Genomic DNA, 22944 nt, shown 5'->3' on the forward strand with positions numbered 1-22944 from the left:
TATGAAATACAAGGACGCATCCAAGCAAGATTCATTTCATCTGGATAGTCCGCAACCTGACGAAATCCAAAATGAAAATCAGGACTTTCAACTTGAAAGTCCTGCTCCTGAGGTGGAATCGGGGGCTGTTCAAAACGAGCTATTCCTTCCCGAGTACGATCCAGAATCTCCCATTGATGATGGCCAGTTAGAAATTGTCGGCTTCGAAAAGCCAGCCTATGCGGTTGCCGTTGATGGCATCGAAAAGCCTTTGCAGTTTCACTATGCTAGTTCTTTATTAGAAAGCCTCGAAGCCCAGGGAGTACAAGTGCCCTATCAGTGCCGAGAAGGCTATTGCGGTGGCTGCCGTACTGATCTAGTTGAGGGGGAAGTAGCGTATCTTCAGGAGCCTATGGCTTGGATCAATGAGGGTGAGATTCTACCCTGCTGCTGCGTTCCCAAAAGCCCGCTTAAATTAAAATTGAAAGGCTAACCCCTTTTAAAATAAACAGAGGACATCATGCAAAAACCTGATATTGGCAAAGTTGCCCCAGCATTTACAACATTAAATGAGAAAGGTGAAAAGGTCGCTCTTAAAGATTTTCGTGGCAAAAAAGTGGTTTTATATTTTTACCCCAAAGCCATGACACCAGGTTGTACTTCACAAGCGTGCGGTCTTAGAGATACCAAAAAAGAGCTAGAAAAGCACAATACCATTGCATTAGGTATTAGCCCAGATGCTCCATCTCGTTTAATGAAGTTTATCGAGCGTGACAACTTAAACTTTTCACTGCTAAGTGACGAAGACCATAAAATTGCTGAAAAATATGGTGTATGGGGCCTTAAAAAGTTTATGGGTAAAGAATACGATGGCATTCATCGCACTACCTTTATCATTGATGAAGATGGTAAATTAATCAATATTATGGATAAGTTTAAAACCAAAACTCACCATGAAGATGTTTTGGCGTACTTAGAAAGCCTATAATCATTAAATTAGGGCGCACTTTCCCGCGCCCTATTCTTTTACCAATTGCCTTTCCCTTTTCCAGCAATCCTGAGAGACTGTCTATACTATGCAGTAGACCCACGGAAACAGAGCTTAATATAACTCTAAGCTATTAAGGGGATTTATCTCATGGCAAATCAGACTAACCAGTATAATTTCGATAGCTGGGCCGAATTTCTAACCATTAATATGGCTGAAAATATCCGGCGCTGTGAACGCAGCCAAGAAAAGTTAAAAAAACTGCACATTGAACTGGACCCGCACGACTATAAGCCTACGCGGTTTAAGGCCATTTTAGATTCAGATATAGTCGCTACTCACACCAATACAAGTGCCGATTCAGAAGATGGATACAGCACTATAAAAAACTTTTATCACTGCCCCACCGCACTGGCTGATCAGGAAACAAGCGCAAAAATTGGTCGCGATTTTATAGACGCCGCACAAAAACAAGACTCCGCTTTTTTTGATGATGCTTGGTTACTGACTATGGATGGATGCATACCGCATTTGCTCACACAGTTTGCATTGCGCTCAATGAGCAAAATGATGGCCGAACAGTTACGCTTTGTTGGGGTCGATATTAACGATGATTTTTACGTTCAGTTCCATGTTAACGATAATACTGTATCGTTAACCTATGATGAATTAGTGCTCGCTCTGAAGCGTCAAATGGGCTTTTATCTCACTAACCTAAAAGTTAAAAAAATGGCATGCGAGATTTGCTTTAGACACAAAGAAAACAAAGTATGGTTTATGAGTTTGCCGTAATAGAGTTTTTCGATACCGCTTCGGTTTTTAAACCCACCGGATTCCCAAAAACGAATCCTAGTCTCGCAAACGCCAAGAATATGTCCCTATAGGCTTACACTCGCCATCCCTGGCGAGTGAATTGCTCGCTTTAGTATTCATTTTCGGAAATCTCGAAGCTTTTATTAAGCAAACGGTTATCGTAGGCGACCCCCGCAACAAAAGGTTTGGATAATCAAAAACTATAACGGTTTGCGGAAGCTGTTCGTAAAGCGAGCGGCGTTGCGTGCCATGGATGGCACGCGCGAGCCCACATGGAAGTGTTGACGGCGTCCGTGAGACTACGGACAACTTCCAAGCGGAGCAGATTGCTAAATCCCAATTGCGGGGGTCGCTGGGGCTCCGGCCGAACTACAAATGTTATTAGTACAACCAGAGCTAGAGGTATTTTGTGTCCTATTTCTTGTTAATAATTTTATCTCTTAGCCTATGAACCTGATCAGATACGGATCTGTACATTACACTCAACTTAGCAGGTAACTGTTTAATCTCAGCCTCAAGGCTTTCTAATTTGGATTCCTCCGGCTCGGGTAGAGGCGGCAGAATATGCGCATAGTAAGTTTTATCTAGTAACCTATGCAGCAATCGCTCGCCTATAAACGGTTTACCGTTATTAAGCGCTCTAGCCCCCTTTAACATATTTCGAACATCATATTGAGTGGGGCTAATATCAGGTACCACTTTGGATAGATTCAATAACGAATAAACTGCTACACGAGCGGTTCGCACTGAACTTTCCATTGTGAAAACAACATCATTATTGGTCTCTACAAACTGGCCTACCAAACCTAAATTAGTAAATCCCTCAGGAACAATTCGAGGTCTATCCCCTTTTGCTCTAGGCATAAACTCGGCGGTGATATAGGGCATTAACGCGGTACGTACTTTCGTATTTTCCGCTATTAATTCAAATTGATCTTCCAGTCCTAAATGGTGGCAGAGCTCTTCAAGAATTTCTTTACCTGTACACTCTGGCATTGTTTTGTGTACCTTATTACCTTGTTTATCCATTAGTAATGCATAAACCCAAACTACCAAAACATCATCAGGCTGGTTTCGGAAATGAGGTTGCCGATTAATGGTACAGCTCATCAGCCAATTGGAATCCGTAATAGTACAAATACCTCCAGTGGCAGTTTTTCCTGAAAATGGATCGTTCACCGATAGCGATATCAATTTATCGACTAACGGTGAATGATGGCAGGTAAGCGTTGCTGATTCCCACATTGAACGACTAGTATCACCCACAAACGTGTTAGGATTGCCAAACACAGTCGATTTTTCAGCTAGGTTTTTCCATAACACCCAATCACTATTTGTGCCAGGGTAACCCTGTGTTCTCTGTAACTCAGGAACCGTATCCATATCGCCATAAGCAGTGCCTTCTGTCATAGACCCTGTTAAAGCAAATACTAAATCGCACTCATCAACAGCTAGCACTTCACCTGTAGCCGTAATTAGACCTGTAATTGTTTTTGCATCGGTATTGTCTTGTATCTCCAAATCACAAATGCGCTGGTTTCTAATGAAATTAACACCTTGCTCTTTAAGCATCTTTGTTAAAGGCTCAACAAAGGTCTCGTATTGGTTATATTTGGGAAAGACCAAAGCAGACATGTCATTGAGGCCATCAATGGCGTCTAAAAAACGATGCATATAAAGCTTCATTTCCAAAACACTGTGCCAGTTTTGGAATGCAAACATGGTACGCCAAAAAGTCCAAAAGTTAGTTTCTAAGAAACTTGAACTAAAATAACTCTCAACCGTAATATCATCTAACTCTTCTTTTCGCTTAAGCAGTAGGCTAATTAACTCCCACTGATGCCGCTTACTAAGCCCAAAATTAGAGAAGTCTTTTATTTGGCCGTTTTTATGCAGTAACCGAGCTTTTGAATAATTCGAATCATGGTCATTCAAAAGACGATACTCATCTAGAACACTAAACCCTGTAGGTAATTCAACTGCAGGGACATCTTGAAACATGTCCCATAAATTATCATAGTTCCAATTCATTTCGCGGCCGCCACGAACGATATAGCCTTCCTGTACATTACCCGCACCGTCGAGAGAGCCACCTTCTACATCTTCCGAGGTAAATATGAAAATATTTTCGGCTGGCATATGGCCATCACGAATGAGATAGAAAGCCGCGGCCAGACCGGCAATGCCTGCACCTATAATATGAGCTTTGCGATTTTCGATATCTTCTGTTTTCAATGGTTTGTTCCGCGAATATGGGCTTAGCATATCGGGTGGCGGCAAAGTGTTTGAAGGGCTGTTATGCCAAAACTCGGCAGTTGCATCCTTTTCAACAAACTTTCGATGAAGGTCACTGCGTTTAAGTGATTGTTTTGTCATGTGCCTTCTCTCCTTGGTGGCGTGTTTCATCCAAGGTATCACACGTACACAACGTGGGAACTGACACAAATCAATATTGTACTATAATACCATTTTAAGAGATTTATGAACCCGTCGCAAAAAACGTTTAAATAACCCAAAAACCTTAACGATTTTTGGAAGCTTCGTACGAATCCCTATTGCGGAGGGGTCGCCTTGGCTCCGGCCGCACTACTTTTTTACTGAATCGAAAGTTTACGATTTTCGAGAATTGTTCATAAAGCGAGCGGCGTCACGAGCCACGGATGGCGAGTGCGAACCTATAGGGATATATTTACGGCGTCCGTGAGACTATGAGTGATTCTCGAAAAGCGTGGCGAGTTTTAAAGACCTAATTGCGGGGGTCGCTTTGGCTCCGGCCGCACTACGATATAAATAAAATAAGCTTTCAATAAACCAAAAATTACGATTTTCGAGGATTATCCATAAAGCGAGCGGCGTTGCGTGCCATGGATGGCACTCGCGAGCCCACATGGAAGTGTTGACGGCGTCCGTGAGACTACGGACAACTTCCGGAAAGCGGAGCAGATTGCTAAATCCCAATTGCGGGGGTCGCTGGGGCTCCGGCCGCACTACTTTAGTTTTTGAAAACCGGGCAGATTTCGAAAGCCTGTTGCGGGGGTCGCTGGGGCTCCGGCCGCACTACTGAAGGTTTTGGAAAAAAGTGGAGGATTAAAAACCCCCATTGAAGGGGGTTTTCGGCCGGATTACTTATCTTGCTTTTCTTCAGGCTTTTCTTTTTCTTCAAGCTTCTCTTGCTGGTCTTCTTCTTTCTTATCTTCTTCATCTTGTCGGCGAATAGCAGACTTGATTCGGTTGATTAAAGAATCAGACAGTTCTTTCAGCTCTTGGAATGCTTCTTCGCCTACATCGAGAAGGCTTTCTTTCTTACCTTCTACTTTATTAGGATCAAGCTTATCCAATTGCTTGTGCTGCGCTTTCAGAATTTTACGCTCTGTTTTTTCTTCTAATTCACGCAGTGCTTCTCTTGCTTCTTCTACTTGAGCCTGAAGCTTTTTAATACGCTTTTTACCCATGCTGTTTCCTCCCTTAATCCAAGCCTGACATCAGCAAGACACACAGACCCGGTATTACAAAGAATACCGTGAGTACATATAGAGCGGCAAGTGAGTGTCGGCGAGTCGCCACTTCTGACAAACGCTCTGCTAGGTACAGAGGAACGTTGCGCAAGAATGGCAAGGCAAAAATAATGAGTACCGCACTCACATTATAGAACAAATGCACAAGAGCGATTTGTAGACCCACCGCAGCGCCCGCTCCAGAAAGACCTGTAGCAGCAAGCAAAGCCGTAATCGTGGTACCAATGTTGGCACCTAGCGTGAACGGATAAATATCTTTTGGCTTGAATACGCCAGAACCTACAAGAGGAACCATCAAGCTGGTTGTGGTTGATGAGCTTTGCACCAATACCGTTACGACACTACCACTAAAGATACCCGTTACCGGGCCACGACCGATGGCACCGTGTAAGATGCGCTTAGCTCGGCCAACCATCAGGCTCTTAAGTACACGGCCGATGATCGTGATAGAAACAAAGATTGCAACAATACCTAAAACGATGAGAGTAATCGCAGCCGCTTTCTCTGGTAAAACGGTAAGCCAAGATTTGATTTCACCGATCACTGGCTTGGTTAAAGGCTTGATAAAGTTAAAGCCTTTAATGCTCATAGAGTCTGCACCAATTAGGTACTGAGTCGCCCACTCACTGGCTTTTTGCAAAATACCAAAGATGATTTCTAGCGGTAGGAAAATGATCACCGCAATTAGGTTGAAGAAGTCATGCACGGTGGCTGCGGCAAAAGCGCGTTTAAACTCAGACTTCTTGCGAACGTGACCCAAACTTACCAAGGTATTAGTGATCGTTGTACCTACGTTTGCACCCATAACCATTGGGATTGCGATCTCAATAGGTAATCCACCAGCGACAAGGCCAACGATAACTGAAGTAACGGTACTGGAAGATTGAACAAGAGAGGTGGCGAGGATGCCGATGAGAAGAGCGACGAAGGGATTAGTAGCAAAGGCGAACAACTCTCGAGCCCCTTCACTACCACCAGACGCCCATTTAAAGCCACTGCCCACCATGCCCACCGATAGCAGTATGGCATACACCCCTGCTAACAAGATCATCCACTTAATCAGACGAGACTGCATGCTAGCACTTTCCTGCTCTGTCGCACGGTTATCTGCCGTTTCAGTCATGCTCCAACCCTTTAGTATGAAAAAAATTTGGCGCAAGTTTAACATCAGGATTTGAAGAGTACAGACCCCTTAACGGTTTTATTACAGCTGTTTGATCCGATTAAACGAGTCTCTTTTTGAAGTGTTTTCTGAGTGGAACAATAGATAAAAAAAAGACGCCATAAGGCGCCTAAAAACATAATAAGGAGTCACACAATGATCAGCCCTTAAAAGGAAACTGATGGTTAAAATATAAACACCAAATGAGATAGTGTCCGTTTCTTTTTATAGTATCTTTGTAACCAAGTGTAACCACACAAGCCCAAAGCAGACCAGCTCGGCCGCAAAGCTCTATTTCTTTCCCCATATCAAGCACATCAGTATATTTGAGCAATAATAAATAGATGGAAATCCACAAACTAATAAACAGCTCGTTAAAATTCGGCTCAGTTTTACTTTTATCACTTAGCCTAGCTAATGCTGCTCATAGCACGGCCTATATTCGCCTACATTATGGTTATTACGGATCTCAACATGCCTTTGTTGAGGATGAGGCTACTCAGCAATCCATCATGCAGAGTATCGACATCAACCTACTCACGTGGCGCCGTAAGCGTGTTGGCTATCTGTCACGTGGGCCCCGCCTGCAATGGATACAAGCTGAACAATTGACACAAGTTTCAGCAACATTGCCTATCTATCAATGGACCCCTGATCATGGGGCTTACTTTGAATACCGATACTCACAGTGGCAACTCGATACCAACTGGTCAACCAGTCGATTGTATCTACAAGATAATGGTACGGCAGTAAGCACGGGGATTGGGGAAAGTAGAATAGAAAGCGAACAAACCCAGTGGCAACTTTATTGGTTGGAAGGGGTTAATCAAGAAGGACCTATTAATCGCGTCGGCCTTAGTTATCTTCAACAAAACACACCGGCTTCAGCTGAAATTTCAGGCGTTACTGCCGACCTCTACGATGCAGATTTCACTGGCTGGGGAATCCAATTAGGCCGTATTAAGCACGACCGCGGCCTAAATTTTCAATGGTTATTGGATATTTACAATCTGCAAACGGATTTTAGCAACTCTGTTACACAGCATAGAGCCACTGCACGAGGTGAGAGCGAAGACCTAAGGTTAAATTTACAATTAGACTGGCATTATCGCTACCGTATTGAACCATATTGGTATTGGGTACCCAAAGTGGGATCCCAGCTTACGTATCAGACTCAATCAGATACGAATCCTCAAATTGTGAAACACGATGCGTTCACCAGTGTTGACTGGTACGCAAGCCTAGGATTAGAAATTACGTTTTAACGGGTCTCGTAAACTTTGCTTTCTTTTATCGCTAAGCAGGATCCCCATCAGGGAAGGTAAGATCCAATGTTGCCTGACGGTCGACCTGTTCAATCTTAACGCAGTTACGACCGTCGCGTTTCGCCTCGTACAAAAGCTCATCTGCACGCTCAATCATGGCTTCGAGAGTCTCTGGAGGATGAAACTCTGTGATGCCTGCGGATAATGTCATCACCAAACTTTCATGAGGTTCAAACAGCGTCTGCTGCCATCGCTGAGCCATCCGGCGAACTACCTCATGAGCATCTTCTTGACATGTATCCGCCAAGATCAAAATAAACTCCTCACCGCCGATACGCGCCCCAATATCTACTTCGCGTAAACTTGTGCGAACTAATGATGCAAAACGCTTTAAAACCTTGTCTCCAAAAGGATGCCCATACTGATCATTCACTTTTTTGAAGTGGTCCAGATCTAAAAAGCAAACGGTGAAACGATACTGACTCCGATTAGCTAGAGCACGTTGCTGATTCAAAATCTCCATGACGTGACGACGATTGTATAGACCCGTCAACTCATCTGTGATAGCTAACTCTTCGATCTTTGACATGGCCCCTTTCAATTGCCGATGTCGTTCCCCCAGTGCTTGGCGCAAACTACTGAATTCACTCCCCATGAATGCAAAGCCAACTATCACCATGACAAAACCAGAGAAAATAAAAAACTCTTGCACGAGATTGATAGCATCTGGCCGAGTACGATAAATCATCAATAGGCTTAAGCCATAGCTGACCACAGTAAACAAGGTAAACAAGTAAAACCCTGTGCGACGTAATCGAAACGCGCCAAAAGATAAGATGAGCAAATATGCCATTAATAGAAGGGAGCGTATGTCGTTAGCAAAGAACATGAGCACACTGATGCCCATGGCAACCCAGAACATTTGCGGGAACGTCATACTGGCGTCTTTCAACCTAAGGTTCCATTGCCGCAGAATAGCCACAACCATAACGCAATGCCCCAACCAGATGACTGCAGCAATGCTCACAACGTATGGCCACTCAATAACAAAATATCCTAGGTATGCCGCAAAGGCACACAATACTACATTCCCTAGGGTCCCCAGATTTGCCAATATGGCGCGCCGCAGTCGAATTGCTTGCTTTTCTGACTGCAACATAAACTCTAATCCTTGACGTAAGCAACCGCTACTCAATGCGGTCTGTTATTATTTTGGCCGCTGATTGTACTCGTCAGGAATAATCCTGCCCATAGGATGGAACCAAGGGTTCTAAGCAGGAGATTTTTTAATTCATCAGTCGCGGTGACTGCGCACTCTCCCCACTGCATCCAACCAACCATCATACAATTGATCACTTGCGGCACGTTCCATATTCGGCTCAAAGCTGCGCTCTTGCTGCCATAATTCTGCAACGTCGGCTAAGCAGGTCTTCTGACCCGCACTAATGGCGGCCAAGTAGGCCGCGCCTAGTGCCGTCGTTTCTGTGATTTCAGGCCTCTCAATTGGCAGTTGCAAAATATCCGCCAGAAACTGCACAACCCAGTCATTAACAACCATGCCTCCATCTACGCGAATACGCGTGGGTACCGCTTTATCTTTGGCCATGGCTTCCAATAAATCGCGAGTCTGATAACACACACTTTGCAAGCCTGCGGTCACTATTTCTGCAATCCCGGTATCCCGTGTCAGCCCCATGATCGCTCCACGAGCATCCGGGTCCCAATAAGGGGCGCCCAATCCAGTGAAAGCTGGGACCATATAAACGTGATTATTCGCCCCCACTTGCTTCGCCATATCCAATGTTTCACGAGCATGGCCAATAAGCTTTAAACCATCTCTAATCCACTGAATGGTTGCACCCGCCATAAAAATGCTTCCTTCCAATGCATAATGCACAGTATCGCCCACTTGATAAGCAATAGTGGTAAGTAAGCGATGATGGCTTGTACGAGGCTGAGTTCCGGTGTTTTGCATTAAAAAACAACCGGTTCCATAAGTACTTTTTGCCATCCCTTCGTGAAAACACGCCTGGCCAATTAGCGCACCTTGCTGATCTCCCACCATGCCACCAACCAATACTGGAGCCCCAAGTATATCTTCTCGCGTATAACCAAATTCTTCACTTGAAGCACACACTTCTGGCAGCACGGAAGACGGTACATCAAACAGCTCTAACAATTCATTGTCCCAAGTCAGTTCATGAATGTTAAACAACATGGTTCGAGATGCATTAGTTACATCGGTTTTATGTTCACCTGTGAGACTCCAAAGCAAATAGCTGTCAATCGTACCAAACGCTAGCTCACCAGCTTGCGCCCGTTCTCTTGCACCATCCACGTTGTTCAAAATCCATTGCAACTTAGTGGCAGAAAAATACGGGTCGAGTAGTAGCCCAGTCTTTTTATTCACCCAATTCTCTTTGCCCTGCAGTGTCAGTTCTTCACAAACTCGAGCTGTTCGGCGATCTTGCCATACGATAGCGTTATAAACGGGCTCTCCAGTATCTCGGTCCCAAACCACCGTTGTTTCCCGTTGGTTAGTAATGCCGATAGCCGCTATATCAGATGCGGCTAACTCAGATTTTTGCAATACCTCACGACTTACCTGAATCACACCTTCTAGTATTTCTTTTGCATTGTGTTCTACCCAACCATCATTGGGGAAATATTGAGGAAACTCTGCTTGGGCTTGCGCCTGAATACGACCATGTTGATCAAATATGATGGCACGGGAGCTTGTAGTACCTTGATCAATTGCCATTATAAATTGAGACATAATGCGTCACTTTTACCTTATTTTTTTAATTGTTTGGGAGCATCGACCTGATAGTTTCGAATTTGTGGTCTAGTCTGTCACTATGGACGACATGGACGATGTAGAACTACCATGAAGAAAAATTTCCCGGTTACGCAAAAAGAGCTCGACTATGATGCCAGCAAGCGCATCATATCCTCTACGAATTTAAAAGGCATCACAACGCACGTAAATGATGACTTTATCGAGATCAGTGGCTTCACTGCTGATGAATTATTGGGCAAAAGCCACAATGTTGTGCGCCATCCCGACATGCCGCCTGCTGCTTTCAAGCTTTTGTGGGATCGCATAAAAGCCGGAAAGCAATGGAAAGGTGTCGTAAAAAATCGCTGTAAGAATGGCGACCATTACTGGGTTGATGCTTTCGTTACTCCAGTAAAAGAAAACGGTGAGGTCGTTAGCTACGAATCCGTGCGCTACAAACCCAGCAGCGAAGAAATTCGCCGAGCGGAGAAAACCTACAAACGTATTAATGCTGGCAAAGCGCCCATTCCCAAAAAAAGCCTTTTGCGAACTTTGCCTGTTGGTCAAATCGCCAGTGTGATTTTGGGTATCTTAGCCGTTTACATTGCTTCCCATTATTCTCCTTGGTTGGCATTGCTTCCGGTGGTTGCGCTGGGCTTTACCCAAGGTATTGAGCTTAAAGGCATAAAAACTGTGCTGAAGAAAGCCCGTACCATTACAGATGATGATTTGGCCGCTTACATTTTTACCGGTCGCGTAGATGACGTTGGAAAAATACTCATGGCTTTTGAGCACATGGAAAGTCAGCTCATTACATTGCGCGAACGTATGGAAGATTCCACCAAGCCTATTCAAGAAGCCAGTCAAGTCAGCAAAAATGCGGCGGAAAACAGCTTACATAAACTGAACGAGCAGTTAGACGCTGCTACTATGTTTGCCGCGGCCTTTGAAGAGGTCACTACGCAATTTGATTCCATCTCCGACTCTGTGACTAGCACCGCCGAGCGTATGCAGCAGGCTGATCAGGATACACAGAGCAGTGAACAGCAAATGCTCAAAGCCAAAGATACATTAGAATCTATGGCGCAAACTATTAACCAAGCCTCTAGCAGCGTGCAAGAGCTTGCTAATCACGCAGAATCGATTCACAGCTTTCTTGAAGTCATTCAAAGTATCGCCGAACAAACCAATTTGCTCGCGCTTAATGCAGCCATTGAGGCTGCCCGTGCTGGTGAACAAGGCCGAGGATTCGCTGTTGTCGCCGACGAAGTGCGTAGCTTAGCCAACCGTACATCCGATAGTACCGAAGAGATTCGACGAATCATTGCTAGCCTGCGACAAGGGGCACAAGATACTACGGCTGTCATGAATCAAAGCCAAGAACAGGCTCATGATAATGCGGAACAAATGCAAATTACGCATCAAACCCTTGAGCAAGTAAAAGCTGCGGTGCAAGAAATCAACAATCAAATGGCCACTATTAATCATGCGGTGCAGGAACAACGTTCGGGCTCAAGCGAGATAAATACCCATATGGAAACCATCCGGCAAAATGCACAAGACAATCAACACACCGCTGAAGACAGTCGTGCGGCAGCAGAAAAAGTTCTGAAACTGGTTGCCGAACAGCACAGTATCATCGAACGTTTCCGGTAAGCATCCCTTTTTAATTCAGTCTGCATGGGCTATATTCCTCTCAATCATTTCGTATTGAGAGGTTTTTTGTGTCTACGTTTCTCATCATAAGCATCATGACCGACGACCGTCCTGGTATCGTCGACACTCTATCGGGCATCGTCAAACAGCATAGTGGCAACTGGTTAGAAAGCCGCATGTCACAGCTTTCTGGTAAATTTGCAGGTATTGTAAAAGTACAAATAAGTAAGCAAACAGCTGATGAGTTGTCTACTGCACTCGCTGAACTAAAACAACAAGGTTGGATTATTAATGTTGAGCAGCAAGACACTGAAAATGAAACCGCGAAAGCCAATGCAAAATTAAGCATTGTCGGCAACGATCGTCCGGGCATCGTAAAAGACGTGGCCCAGGTACTGGCATCTCATGCCGTTAATGTCTTGGAATTGAATACCGCATTTGAGAGTGCAGCAATGAGTGCAGAGGCCCTATTCAAAACCAAAGCCAAGGTCTATATTCCTCAGGACAAGGACTTCCAAGACGTAGCCGATGCTCTGGAGCAATTAAGTAATGACCTGATGGTTGAAATCCAAGAAATTTAATTTTCGTCCAAGCTATTTTATTGAACGGGGTACAAGACCAAATCTTGATATCCCGTGATGACTTCCATGTGGCCCGCCAAATTTCTATCCAACTCAAGGCTACCAGAGTCCACAATCAAGGGCCGTCCTTCTAACGCTTTCAATTTGGTTTTAGTTGCAATAATTTTCAGATTATCTCTACCGATACGCTCAATCACTTTTGCACTCAATTGCTGATTACCGCGACCAAGTATATGGCCTTGCCCACCAATAACACTCAATATTACTTTGACTTCTGAGTAATCATCGAGCAACTTCAAAATATCGGATTCCGTTAAATCTTGTGCAACCACCTCTTCGTTACAAAGTGCGTCGACACCTAGTAAGGTGCTGGGCAAGTGCAATTGATTCATAAAGTATTGTGTAGTTTTTCCTGAACCTATTAAATATAAAACATCAGGCTCCAATTCCTGAATCAAATACGCCGCAATATCATCCAAGACCAAGTCTTCTTGTTCGACACCGCCCTGCTTTACTGATTGCACAAACTGCCCTGCCTGGGGCACGAGCATTTCACCGAATAATTTTGCTTTGACTTGGTTCTGACGAAAAGCGTCTTCATCAATATCGCGTACATCCTGTGGTTTTAAATCCACCAGCTCGCCGTTCACCAATAATTTAACAACTTCGCCGCTAGCGCTTGGGGTAACACCATAAACACCGCTATGAATTTTTACACCAGCAGGAATACCAAGTACGGGAAAGGCATCTTCTACAATCTGACAAACATCGCGTGCGGTACCATCACCACCAGCGAACAACAATAAATCAACACCTGCATCTCTGATGGCGCTAGCAGCGCGCTTAGTATCATCGGCAGTGGTCGCTAAGGGATTACTTGGGGTGTAAGCAATCTCAAAATCATACGCAAGTGATTGAGCCAGTTGCTCACCCATGGCACCACCACAAGTAATGAGTTGAATGTCAGACTTCAATTCAGAAAAAACGTCAAAAGCAATCTTTGCCCGCTCTTGAGCCTTGGCAATTGCCCCTTTACTAAGGGCTAATTCTGCAACACCATCACTGCCTTTCAGTGCAACACTACCGCCTAAGCCAGCTAAAGGATTAATAATTAAGCCCAGTCGAAACATAACTACTCTGCATGCCGTACATTGATCAAATATTGAGGCAAATCATACATGATCAGGGGCGGTTTGGGCAGCTACAGAGCGTTACAAAAGGCAACAATTCAGCAACGTATTCCGCACAATTTCACAGATATATTGTAAACAAAATCAAATCGTGCCTAAGAAAATAATAAAGAGGAATCAAGTCATGAGTGATGCCCACAAAAAAGCAATGCTTGCAGTCTTTGCCGTACTATTTTTGCTACTCGCTATTGCTACTGGTTTTGTTGCTATCGAAATTCAACATGTTTCTGTCACCAGTATTCTGGCAATTACATTGGTCATCATCGCACTAGACATACATTGGGTGCTGAATAACCAAGACAATAATGATACAAACTTGAGCAGTGAGGGCTGACCTCACTGCGGCCAGCACCACCTCACGAAATTTTTACTCACAGAGTTAGCGTTCCCGACTGATAATCCTGAATAGCCTGCTCAATTTCCTCCGGCGTATTCATAACAAACGGACCATAATTCGCTATAGGTTCTTTGTTAGGTACACCATGAAGAATCAACGCTTTTGCTCCTGAGTCAGTCGTCAACTCCAAGCGACCATCATCGTTAAACAATGCCATCTGATGTGTCTTAATCGGCTTATCAGCCATGAGCTCACCATCATAAACCGCCACCACCAAGTGATGACCTTTTTCTATTTCATGCTGAAATTCTGCTCCTGCTTCTAATTCAATATCAATGATGTGACTATTGCCTTCTAAGCGATCCAATGGACCATTGATGGTTTGTCCTTGCAATTGCCATTCACCTGCAATCACATGAACCATACCTCGACGAATCTCCACATGTTTAATTTCATTTTTGGGCACATCTCGATATTCAGCAGGCTGCATCTTGTTGCGACTATTTAGGTTAATCCAAAGTTGAAAGCCATGCATTTGGTCATGTTCTTTCAAGGGCATCTCTCCATGAATAACCCCCTTTCCGGCGCGCATCCACTGAACGCCACCACCCAACACTTCACCCACATTACCCATATTGTCTTCATGGCGTATACCTCCAACACGCATATAAGTGAGTGTCTCGATACCTCTATGGGGATGAGGTGGAAAGCCAGCAATAAAGTCGTCTTTGTCATCACTACGAATTTCATCAAGCATAATGAATGGATCAGCCAGCCCATGATGAATGGGGCTGTGGCGTTTGATTTTAACTCCAGCACCATCCATCGCATCCATAGCGCTTAATATTGTCTGCACGGTACGCATATCAAACTCCTCTCAATTAACTACTTGCCCCTATTCTAGTCTTGGAAAGGAATCGAACGTCTGAGATTTTTTTGCTGCTAGTATCGAATAATTAGATGGAACTGGAAATCAAGAGATTGGCAGACTATTACCTTTACTATCTACGGGTAGCATCCAAAATATTACAAACAATAATAAATAACTGGGTGACCCATGTCAGCGACATCAGCCAATATGATCCGTTATTCAATCACAATCGCATATCTCGTCATGACGAGCCTTTTGTTGACGGGTTGCGATCAAGCAGAGGTGGTTGAAAACATAGGCCCGAGTAAAGCGAATTCGTTATCTAGTGAGGTATTGGCAAGAACAGATACAGCCTCCATCCACCATCGCGACCTACCCTTATCGGATCAAATCAAGCTATACAATCTCGATTACCAAGTATATCAACTCACCAGTGCCTCTTTACGTGAAACTATTGAACGACAAGGAGCACACTCACAAACAGTACAATGGCAACTACCCACCCCGGATTCGCCAAAAGCGCACTTCCCTTTAATACCAGATTGGACTCTGGGCAATGAGAGCAGTCCGTGGCAGCTGCAACTTTTTTGTACGTTACAATCTCGGCCATGTAGTGACCTATTAGTAGAACTGAGCGCCCTTGCCAAACATACCAAACAGGATTTATATGTTCAGTACTATCATTTTTGGCATGGTTTCCATAAACACGCTGTGAAAATCGCTGGCGCTACTCATTGCATGCAACCGTCCGCCAAACCTAGTTTTTTAGAAGCACTGCAAACCAAGCAGGGGCAAATCGATATGGCGGTACTAAGCGCAGCCATTGACCTTTATAGCCCAGCAGCTGATAAAGTTTATAAGTGTATGCAAAATGACGAGACTCTCACTTACCTAAGTAAACGTTATGATCAAATTCAACAGGCCGGAATTCGTAAAGCACCATCGGTGTTTCTGAACGGGCATTATTTAGCGCGCGGTTATGAATTATCACAATTATTTGTCGCTATTAAAGATGACATCGAAATGATCAGTAGCAAAATAAACCACGATTTAGAATGGTTACAGTCTTGGAAAACCAATAACGCTCGCTCGCCATCACAGGACTGGGCTCTTACCAAAAACAATGAATCGGTCATGCGTGTTTCAGTCGGAAGTCGCATTGGGGACTTTTATATCGCCAGCGTGACCGAGCACGGTTTTGGCCTTTATAAGGATGGTAAAGTTGAATTCATTGGTCAGCCACAAACCAGTGAAAATCAATTGTACAGTACCAATCAATCCACCAGTGCTGATTTACACAGCAACCATCAAGCAATAACAACTTCCATAGCTGAAGAGAAGACAACAAATGATCACAATGAGAAGTTTATTCCTCATGATGCAAAAGCTCGCTACGAAGCGGCCATTTCCCAACTCCCCAAACAAGCACTGCCGCAAAACTGGCTAGATCAACAGCTCATGCGCCAGTCAGAATTAGAGCAAGATTTTCAGTTATCAGATGGCCAATTCGAAGATAAGTCTTTGGTAAAATTAAGCAAAGACGATATTGATCCATTCTATAAAACTCTAGGTATGAAACCAGGAGATGTCATCATGCGGGTGAACGACGAGTGGATACACGAGCAAAGCAATACCCTGTTCCAAACCTTAGCTAATGAAGAGAGCGTTACTATATCCGTAATGCGAAAAGGCAAACCCGTACACCTAGCATTTCAGGTAACGCCATAGATCAACCCAAGCGGAACACTTCAGTTCGACTCCTGAATACATCAAAATTAGAGTCGAACTGTTCTTGAACAATTAAGAATGATGAATCTTGTTGTGAGCCAACACGTACAAAAAGTCCAACGCTAAAGTCGCCCCAGCCAATGAAGTAATATCTGCATGGTCGTACGCGGGCGCAACTTCAACAACATCCATCCCCACTAGATTTAATCCCTGTAAACCGCGAATCACTTTTAATGCCGTATCCATCGTCAGGCCACCAGAAACCGGCGTTCCCGTACCAGGAGCAAAAGCAGGGTCCAAACCATCTATGTCAAAAGTGACATAAACCGGCCGATCACCGACTTTTTCTTTAATGTGTTTTAAAACTTCATGAGGTCCATGATCGCCAACCCAAGCTGCATCTAGCACCTCAAATCCATGTGCATCTTTGGAGTAATTCGTACGAATACCAATTTGCACGGAATGCTTATCGTCCACTAAACCCTCTTCCACTGCATGGTGAAGGAATGTGCCATGGTCATATTTACTGCCACCACTATAGGTATCCGTGTGAGCATCGACGTGAACTAAGCAGACAGGTCCATGTATTTTCGCCACAGAGCGTAATATGGGCAATGTAATAAAGTGGTCACCACCAAAAGTTAGCGATTTTTTGCCCGATTCCATAATCTGTAGAATGTGCCGTTGCAGGTTGTCCACCAGTGTTTGCGGTTCACCATGCTTGAAGTTCACGTTGCCTACGTCCGCGACCTTTAAATGGTCATCAAGAGCGAAATCCCAAGGCCAACGAGCACCTTCCCAAATCAAATTAGCAGATGCACTGCGTATACCCTGAGGACCAAAACGCGCACCCGATCGACCCGATGTTGCCATATCAAACGGAACGCCACTCACCACCACATCGGCATCAGTCTGCTTCACTGAGGGAGCATAGGGAAATTCCATAAAGGTCATGCCCAAAGATCCATAGAGAGGCATATCAGCATCTGCTGAAGCCATTGGGTTTTGTAACTCTTGTTTATGATCCATAGCGAAACCACATAAATTGATTAGCAAGTACAGTCAGTTTAGGCTTTCTTTTTATATTCGTTAAATGCATACTTTTAATAACTATATGTATAGCGTGCATAGATATGAATCAATTTCACCAGCTCGATCTGAATCTACTTCGCGTATTCGATGCACTAATGCGAGAACGCAGTGTCAGCCTTGCCGCTCAGCAACTATTTCTCTCGCAATCCGCTACCAGCCACGCCCTTAATCGATTACGCGAAGCACTAAACGATCCGCTACTCGTTCGTACGCCAAGCGGTATGATGCCATCCGAGTTTGCCGAGCGAATTACACCGCAAATACGTCAGGCATTAGCGCAACTTCAAACCGCCCTAGAACAAAGCAGAGACTTCACCCCAAAAATAAGTCAGCGCCGTTTTGTCGTACACACCACGGACTACGTGGAGTGCGTGGTTTTGCCACCACTCATCGCTAAACTAAAACGAGAAGCACCTGGTGTTGGAATCGAAGTAGGTATTCTCAGTAAAGACTTACCACTGGAAGAACTGGCCACAGGCGATGTCGATCTCCTACTAGGATTCAGTAATTATATGGACTTTCCGAAGCAGCTAAATCAAGAAACTTGGTGGCAAGACGAGCTCGTTGCATTGGCGAACCCGCAATTCCATAACGACTTTGCCAAGCACAAAGCACTTACTTTGTCGCAAGTAGTGGAAACACCCCACGTATTCCACAGCCCATTGGGTGAGCGACAAAGCGTGATTGACCACTGGCTTCAATCAAAAAAGCAGAAACGAACAATTGCCGTGACAAGCCAAAGCTACTTTTCAGCCGCAGCGATAGTGAGCAGCGCACCGTATTTAATGGTGATTCCCAAGCGTGTTGCTAACCAGCTATCAAAAGCCTTGCCACTGCGTGTCTACGCATTGCCATTGGACGCACCCAAGGCTCATCTTAATTTTGTTTATCACCCGATAAAGCAACAAGATCCGGGGCTCAAATGGCTAATAGATGAAATAAAAGCGACGGCTACACAGTGATAGATCAAAATTTTTGAACAATGAGTTCAATCTATAGGTCATTATCAGCCATTAAAGAACAGTTATAATCCACCTCATTGAACAATTAGAGGTGGGTATGAACTATCGATCCATAATCTACATCATTATGGTGAGCTTTATAAACCTGAGCCAAGTTACATGGGCTGCGTCCGTCAAAAGCAATAACTGGTACTCCTTTACACTGGATAACGACTTTTTTGTCGGCAATGACTATGGCTACACCAATGGATGTCCCCTATTCAGGGCTGCTTTATTACAACCGTGCCAATCTCGATATCCATCCTGATGTTGCCGATTATTATGGCGTGAGCATTGGCATTGTCGGGCCATTATCCGGAGCCGCTGACGTACAAACCGTTAGTCATCGCTGGATGGGTTCAGACAAACCAAGGGGTTGGGGGACGCAGTTAGAAAACGAGCCAGTATTTTCCTTATCTAGATCCCGAGCATGGCGCCATTGGCACAATGAGCATAATCACTTCGATTTGATTACCACTGCTGGCGCTCGAGTCGGAAATTTAGAAACCTCCGTTACCGCAAGTATATTTTTGCGCTTCGGCGAACATTTAGACAACAGCTACGCGACGTCCATGTTGACTCAATCTCGCACCAGTAATCCGATCTCATTAAACGGTGGCTGGTACACATATATAAATGTTTCAGTGGGTTATACATTCCATCAGATATTCATGGATGGCAACGCCTTTGATGACGACCCATCTGTTCCTTACAAACGTGAAACTCTTGGGTTAGGTGCAGGTATAGCCTACCCGTTTGAGCATGTATCCGTCACCATGGCGCTCTATAATTTAAACGCTCGAGAGCACAAAACGGAATTGGACGACGCCATGCGTTTTGGCACCATTACGTTGGCATGGCGACAATAAAGTGTGATATATCGTGACTAATCATAGTATCCTTACAAATACTGCAAGGAGTATGCTATGTCACCAACGAAATCACCAATTAATCAGGTTTCAGAACACCAGCGTCTACTACTGGAATCCATGTCCGAAGGCGTTTATGGGCTCGACGAAAATGGTCTAGCAACCTTTGTTAATTTGGCTGCTGAACGCTTAACCGGTTGGGAGGCGAATGACCTCATAGGTAAAAGCATTCACGATTTTCACCACCATAGCCATGCTGATGGCCGTCACTATCCTCAAGCGGATTGCCCCATTTATCAGTGTTTACAGGATGGCATTACGCGCACTAAAGAAAACGAAGTATTTTGGCGGAAAGATGGCACCAGCTTTGCGGTGGAATACAGTGCTACTCCCATTCTTCAAGAAGGCTCAATACAAGGTGCCATTGTCGTCTTCAAAAATATCAGCGAGAGGAAGCGTATTGAGTCTGCATTACAAAAGGCGCTGACAGAAAATCGTTTTCTGAAAGAAAAGCTCGAAGCAGAAAATTCCTATCTACAATCGGAAATAGAATCCAATTATCAATCAGACATAATTGGACAAAGTCCAGCAATTGAACACTTGCAAACGCAAATATCATTATCTGCACCAACCAGTGCTAACATCTTAATTCAAGGCGAAAGCGGTACAGGAAAAGAATTGGTGGCCAGAGCCATTCATCAACAAAGTGAGCGCCAAGCTCAAACTCTGGTAAAACTCAATTGTGGCGCTATCCCTGAAGGCCTCGTTGATAGCGAGCTTTTTGGTCACGAAAAAGGCGCTTTTACGGGTGCTGTAAAACAACGTATTGGCCGTTTCGAGTTGGCTAACAAAGGGACTTTATTTTTGGATGAGGTCAGTGAATTGCCCTTGGACGCACAAGTAAAACTTTTGCGAGTTTTACAAGAGGGTGAATTTGAACGAGTAGGTGGGAATAAAACCATCAGAGTGGATGTACGCATCATCGCTGCCTCAAACAAAAATCTTGAGCAAGCGGTACATGATGGTAGCTTTCGCTTAGACCTATACTACCGCTTAAATGTCTTTTCTGTTCAAGTACCGCCATTGAGAGAACGAAAAAGTGATTTACCGATTTTAAGTCATTTCTTTGCTAAGAAAGCCTGCGCGGATATGGGTAAATCCTTTAAAGGTTTACACATGCCTTCACTAAAATGGATGAGTCACTACCAATGGCCGGGTAACATTCGGGAATTATCCAATTGGATCGAGCACAATGCCATTTTACATACTGGCGGATTGTTTCATATCCACCCCATGGCTCACGCTCGTCATGATCACAGTGTTGAGCATGATAATGAATCTATTGTCAGCTTGGCAGAAGCAGAAAAACAACACATTCAAAAAGCTCTGCTGCATTGTAATGGCCGCATTGCCGGTGCCAATGGTGCAGCTCAATTGTTGCAACTCCCGGCTAGCACGTTGCGCTCGAAAATGAAAAAACTCGGGATTTATGGCTAAGCGACATATCGACGCGATATATCGCGCTTTAAATAAATAATGCGCTCGTAGGCTAGTTACTATGGCGGTTCAGTGCTTGGAACAGGGTTTGCTCTATAAGCGACAGAACATTCTTTAGCATTTAGAGCAGTATTATGTCTGAACTCATCCCTGTACGCACACTCGATCCCAGCAATAATGATTTAGCAAGCGTTGATACTCCCGTCGTGGATGCCACACGTCACAACGAGGCGGTACGATTAGTCAAAGGTCACTATCAACGATTAAGACGCTGGTTAAGTGGTCCTCTGATACTTCTTTTTCTGATAGCTCCTTGGCTAGAGATTAATGGCGCGCCCCTACTTTGGATGAATTTAGAGGATCATACTCTGCATTTGTTCGGTCTGCAGTTTTGGCCTGACGATTTACTGATGCTAACTTGGCTAGCCTTGGCCAGTGCCTTTGCTCTTTTTATCGCAGCCAATCTCGCGGGGCGTATCTGGTGCGGATTCAGTTGTCCGCAAACCGTTTGGAGCATGATGTTCATGTGGGTAGAAGATCGTTTTCTTGGCTCACGTAATAAACGCTTAAAAGAAGCAAAGCTACCGTGGCGCCAACGAAATTTGAAAGGACTCTTCATGACTCACTTACTTTGGTGGAGCATGGCCTTTGTCACGGGCTTTACGTTTGTCGCCTATTTCGAGACAGGTCAGGGTCTAGCACAAAATATTATTTCTGGAGACATCAGCATTGCAGTGACGTTTTGGCTCATATTTTTTTCTGCCCTTACTTACATTAACGCAGGCTGGCTACGTGAGCAGGTCTGTATGCATATGTGCCCCTATGCACGCTTCCAATCTGTCATGGTAGACCGAGATACGTTAAAAGTCGGATATGATATTGACCGTGGCGAGCCTCGCTCCAGCAAGGTGAAGAACAAACCAAGCTCTAAAACATCTGGAGATTGTATCGATTGCCGGCTTTGCGTTCAGGTCTGCCCTGTTGGTATCGATATTCGACAAGGCTTACAGTACTCGTGTATTGATTGCGGTGCTTGTATAGATGCTTGTGACAACATTATGGACAGCATTAATAAACCAAAAGGATTGATACGCTTCATGCCTGATTCAGGACAAAGTCACCAAGTACGTTCCCGCTTGCGTCTCGTCGGCTATTCATTAGCGTTATTCGTTTCTATAATCCTATTCGCATTACAAGTCTTATCAAAAGAGAGCTTTGAAACAAGCGTTAATCGTGAACGCGGGCAATTGTATTTTTACAGTGGTTTAAATATTGCGAATGGCTATACGTTCTCTCTACAAAACAAATTGAATCAAGACGTTCAGGCTAATATCGAAGTACTGCAACCATCTGATTTAACAATAAAAATGAATCAACCTATATCTGTATCGGCGGGAGAAAAACGAGACTTCCCTTTTACTCTATTATGCCAACAACCTTGCGCGCTTGATCGAAAAACAAATATAGATTTGAAAATTAACATCAATGGAGAAACATTTAGTTTGGACAATCATTTTTTTAATCCAGATCATTAAAGCACTACCCGATTGCAAATAAAAAAGGAGATCTAATGATCTCCTTTTTTATTGCTGGCCAACAGGTCGAGTCCTATTACCAAACC

The 22944-nt window shown here is 44.3% G+C and carries 20 protein-coding genes; 12 read left to right on the top strand and 8 right to left on the bottom strand.

Annotation, left to right across the window (positions count from 1 at the left end):
* Window position 1 precedes the first annotated feature (1 nt).
* The 3 genes from yfaE to HF888_RS10345 all read left to right on the top strand — a co-directional run bounded on the left by yfaE (window position 2) and on the right by HF888_RS10345 (window position 1759).
* Window positions 2-472: a class I ribonucleotide reductase maintenance protein YfaE gene (gene yfaE, locus HF888_RS16810; protein WP_083771896.1), complete on the top strand. Its 471-nt coding sequence runs from the start codon at window positions 2-4 to the stop codon at window positions 470-472.
* A gap of 27 nt (window positions 473-499) precedes the next feature.
* Window positions 500-967, top strand: coding sequence for a thioredoxin-dependent thiol peroxidase (bcp, locus tag HF888_RS10340; protein ID WP_007017247.1), 468 nt, complete (start codon window positions 500-502; stop codon window positions 965-967).
* A gap of 150 nt (window positions 968-1117) precedes the next feature.
* Window positions 1118-1759, top strand: a complete 642-nt coding sequence (locus HF888_RS10345) for a hypothetical protein (protein ID WP_007017248.1) — start codon at window positions 1118-1120, stop codon at window positions 1757-1759.
* 435 nt (window positions 1760-2194) lie between these two features.
* Here HF888_RS10345 and HF888_RS10350 read toward each other — a convergent pair whose 3' ends face one another.
* From HF888_RS10350 to HF888_RS10360, 3 genes are all read right to left on the bottom strand, one after another.
* Window positions 2195-4156: an oleate hydratase gene (locus HF888_RS10350; RefSeq protein ID WP_007017249.1), complete on the bottom strand. Its 1962-nt coding sequence runs from the start codon at window positions 4154-4156 to the stop codon at window positions 2195-2197.
* Between the two features lie 746 nt (window positions 4157-4902).
* Window positions 4903-5232: a hypothetical protein gene (locus HF888_RS10355; RefSeq protein WP_007017250.1), complete on the bottom strand. Its 330-nt coding sequence runs from the start codon at window positions 5230-5232 to the stop codon at window positions 4903-4905.
* 13 nt (window positions 5233-5245) lie between these two features.
* Complete coding sequence (locus HF888_RS10360; RefSeq protein ID WP_050758007.1) at window positions 5246-6418, bottom strand: Na/Pi symporter; 1173 nt, start codon at window positions 6416-6418, stop codon at window positions 5246-5248.
* A gap of 383 nt (window positions 6419-6801) precedes the next feature.
* Between HF888_RS10360 and HF888_RS10365 the strand changes: the two genes are divergently transcribed.
* Entirely contained in the window at window positions 6802-7722 is a 921-nt protein-coding gene (locus HF888_RS10365; RefSeq protein WP_007017252.1) for a hypothetical protein, read from the top strand.
* Between the two features lie 31 nt (window positions 7723-7753).
* Here the strand turns inward: HF888_RS10365 and HF888_RS10370 are convergent, their stop codons facing one another.
* On the bottom strand, window positions 7754-8881 hold the full coding sequence (locus HF888_RS10370; protein ID WP_007017253.1) for a GGDEF domain-containing protein: 1128 nt from the start codon (window positions 8879-8881) through the stop codon (window positions 7754-7756).
* 135 nt (window positions 8882-9016) lie between these two features.
* Window positions 9017-10498, bottom strand: a complete 1482-nt coding sequence (gene glpK / locus HF888_RS10375; RefSeq protein WP_007017254.1) for a glycerol kinase GlpK — start codon at window positions 10496-10498, stop codon at window positions 9017-9019.
* Between the two features lie 111 nt (window positions 10499-10609).
* Between glpK and HF888_RS10380 the strand changes: the two genes are divergently transcribed.
* Window positions 10610-12157 carry a methyl-accepting chemotaxis protein gene (locus HF888_RS10380; RefSeq protein WP_007017255.1) on the top strand — a complete coding sequence of 516 codons (1548 nt, stop codon included), beginning with the start codon at window positions 10610-10612 and terminating at the stop codon, window positions 12155-12157.
* A gap of 68 nt (window positions 12158-12225) precedes the next feature.
* A complete protein-coding gene (locus HF888_RS10385) occupies window positions 12226-12738 on the top strand; it encodes a glycine cleavage system transcriptional repressor (protein WP_040297554.1) in 513 nt (170 codons plus the stop codon).
* Window positions 12739-12755: 17 nt separating this feature from the next.
* Here HF888_RS10385 and HF888_RS10390 read toward each other — a convergent pair whose 3' ends face one another.
* Window positions 12756-13868, bottom strand: a complete 1113-nt coding sequence (locus tag HF888_RS10390; RefSeq protein WP_007017257.1) for an ATP-NAD kinase family protein — start codon at window positions 13866-13868, stop codon at window positions 12756-12758.
* A gap of 184 nt (window positions 13869-14052) precedes the next feature.
* On the opposite strand from HF888_RS10390, the gene HF888_RS10395 reads away from it, so the two are divergent.
* Complete coding sequence (locus HF888_RS10395) at window positions 14053-14262, top strand: hypothetical protein (protein WP_007017258.1); 210 nt, start codon at window positions 14053-14055, stop codon at window positions 14260-14262.
* 37 nt (window positions 14263-14299) lie between these two features.
* Here HF888_RS10395 and HF888_RS10400 read toward each other — a convergent pair whose 3' ends face one another.
* The gene (locus HF888_RS10400; protein ID WP_007017259.1) at window positions 14300-15130 is read right to left on the bottom strand and encodes a pirin family protein; all 831 of its coding nucleotides are present in this window, start codon (window positions 15128-15130) and stop codon (window positions 14300-14302) included.
* 192 nt (window positions 15131-15322) lie between these two features.
* Here HF888_RS10400 and HF888_RS10405 point away from each other — a divergent pair, with 192 nt between their 5' ends.
* On the top strand, window positions 15323-16864 hold the full coding sequence (locus tag HF888_RS10405) for a thioredoxin domain-containing protein (RefSeq protein WP_007017260.1): 1542 nt from the start codon (window positions 15323-15325) through the stop codon (window positions 16862-16864).
* A gap of 72 nt (window positions 16865-16936) precedes the next feature.
* Here HF888_RS10405 and speB read toward each other — a convergent pair whose 3' ends face one another.
* Complete coding sequence (gene speB / locus HF888_RS10410; protein ID WP_007017261.1) at window positions 16937-17893, bottom strand: agmatinase; 957 nt, start codon at window positions 17891-17893, stop codon at window positions 16937-16939.
* A 104-nt stretch (window positions 17894-17997) separates the two neighbouring features.
* Between speB and HF888_RS10415 the strand changes: the two genes are divergently transcribed.
* The 4 genes from HF888_RS10415 (at window position 17998) to ccoG (ending at window position 22858) form a co-directional block, all read left to right on the top strand.
* Complete coding sequence (locus HF888_RS10415) at window positions 17998-18918, top strand: LysR family transcriptional regulator (protein ID WP_007017262.1); 921 nt, start codon at window positions 17998-18000, stop codon at window positions 18916-18918.
* A 233-nt stretch (window positions 18919-19151) separates the two neighbouring features.
* Window positions 19152-19826, top strand: coding sequence for a lipid A deacylase LpxR family protein (locus HF888_RS10420; protein WP_165837017.1), 675 nt, complete (start codon window positions 19152-19154; stop codon window positions 19824-19826).
* 57 nt (window positions 19827-19883) lie between these two features.
* Window positions 19884-21323 (top strand): sigma-54 interaction domain-containing protein, encoded by a 1440-nt coding sequence (locus HF888_RS10425; protein ID WP_007017264.1) that lies wholly within the window; start codon window positions 19884-19886, stop codon window positions 21321-21323.
* Between the two features lie 134 nt (window positions 21324-21457).
* The gene (ccoG, locus tag HF888_RS10430; RefSeq protein WP_007017265.1) at window positions 21458-22858 is read left to right on the top strand and encodes a cytochrome c oxidase accessory protein CcoG; all 1401 of its coding nucleotides are present in this window, start codon (window positions 21458-21460) and stop codon (window positions 22856-22858) included.
* The last annotated feature ends 86 nt before the right edge of the window (window positions 22859-22944 follow it).

This window comes from Bermanella marisrubri, from assembly GCF_012295615.1.
Taxonomy (GTDB): domain Bacteria; phylum Pseudomonadota; class Gammaproteobacteria; order Pseudomonadales; family Oceanobacteraceae; genus Bermanella; species Bermanella marisrubri.

Bases quoted from the DNA above. Each gene is read 5' to 3' on its own strand.
- HF888_RS10355 (WP_007017250.1), bottom strand. From the start codon at position 5,232: ATGGGTAAAAAGCGTATTAAAAAGCTTCAGGCTCAAGTAGAAGAAGCA.
- HF888_RS10360 (WP_050758007.1), bottom strand. From the start codon at position 6,418: ATGACTGAAACGGCAGATAACCGTGCGACAGAGCAGGAAAGTGCTAGC.
- bcp (WP_007017247.1), top strand. From the start codon at position 500: ATGCAAAAACCTGATATTGGCAAAGTTGCCCCAGCATTTACAACATTA.
- HF888_RS10390 (WP_007017257.1), bottom strand. From the start codon at position 13,868: ATGTTTCGACTGGGCTTAATTATTAATCCTTTAGCTGGCTTAGGCGGT.
- HF888_RS10425 (WP_007017264.1), top strand. From the start codon at position 19,884: ATGTCACCAACGAAATCACCAATTAATCAGGTTTCAGAACACCAGCGT.
- yfaE (WP_083771896.1), top strand. From the start codon at position 2: ATGAAATACAAGGACGCATCCAAGCAAGATTCATTTCATCTGGATAGT.
- HF888_RS10370 (WP_007017253.1), bottom strand. From the start codon at position 8,881: ATGTTGCAGTCAGAAAAGCAAGCAATTCGACTGCGGCGCGCCATATTG.
- speB (WP_007017261.1), bottom strand. From the start codon at position 17,893: ATGGATCATAAACAAGAGTTACAAAACCCAATGGCTTCAGCAGATGCT.
- HF888_RS10350 (WP_007017249.1), bottom strand. From the start codon at position 4,156: ATGACAAAACAATCACTTAAACGCAGTGACCTTCATCGAAAGTTTGTT.
- glpK (WP_007017254.1), bottom strand. From the start codon at position 10,498: ATGTCTCAATTTATAATGGCAATTGATCAAGGTACTACAAGCTCCCGT.
- HF888_RS10400 (WP_007017259.1), bottom strand. From the start codon at position 15,130: ATGCGTACCGTGCAGACAATATTAAGCGCTATGGATGCGATGGATGGT.
- HF888_RS10405 (WP_007017260.1), top strand. From the start codon at position 15,323: ATGTCAGCGACATCAGCCAATATGATCCGTTATTCAATCACAATCGCA.
- HF888_RS10420 (WP_165837017.1), top strand. From the start codon at position 19,152: ATGGCTACACCAATGGATGTCCCCTATTCAGGGCTGCTTTATTACAAC.
- ccoG (WP_007017265.1), top strand. From the start codon at position 21,458: ATGTCTGAACTCATCCCTGTACGCACACTCGATCCCAGCAATAATGAT.
- HF888_RS10365 (WP_007017252.1), top strand. From the start codon at position 6,802: ATGGAAATCCACAAACTAATAAACAGCTCGTTAAAATTCGGCTCAGTT.
- HF888_RS10345 (WP_007017248.1), top strand. From the start codon at position 1,118: ATGGCAAATCAGACTAACCAGTATAATTTCGATAGCTGGGCCGAATTT.
- HF888_RS10415 (WP_007017262.1), top strand. From the start codon at position 17,998: ATGAATCAATTTCACCAGCTCGATCTGAATCTACTTCGCGTATTCGAT.
- HF888_RS10395 (WP_007017258.1), top strand. From the start codon at position 14,053: ATGAGTGATGCCCACAAAAAAGCAATGCTTGCAGTCTTTGCCGTACTA.
- HF888_RS10380 (WP_007017255.1), top strand. From the start codon at position 10,610: ATGAAGAAAAATTTCCCGGTTACGCAAAAAGAGCTCGACTATGATGCC.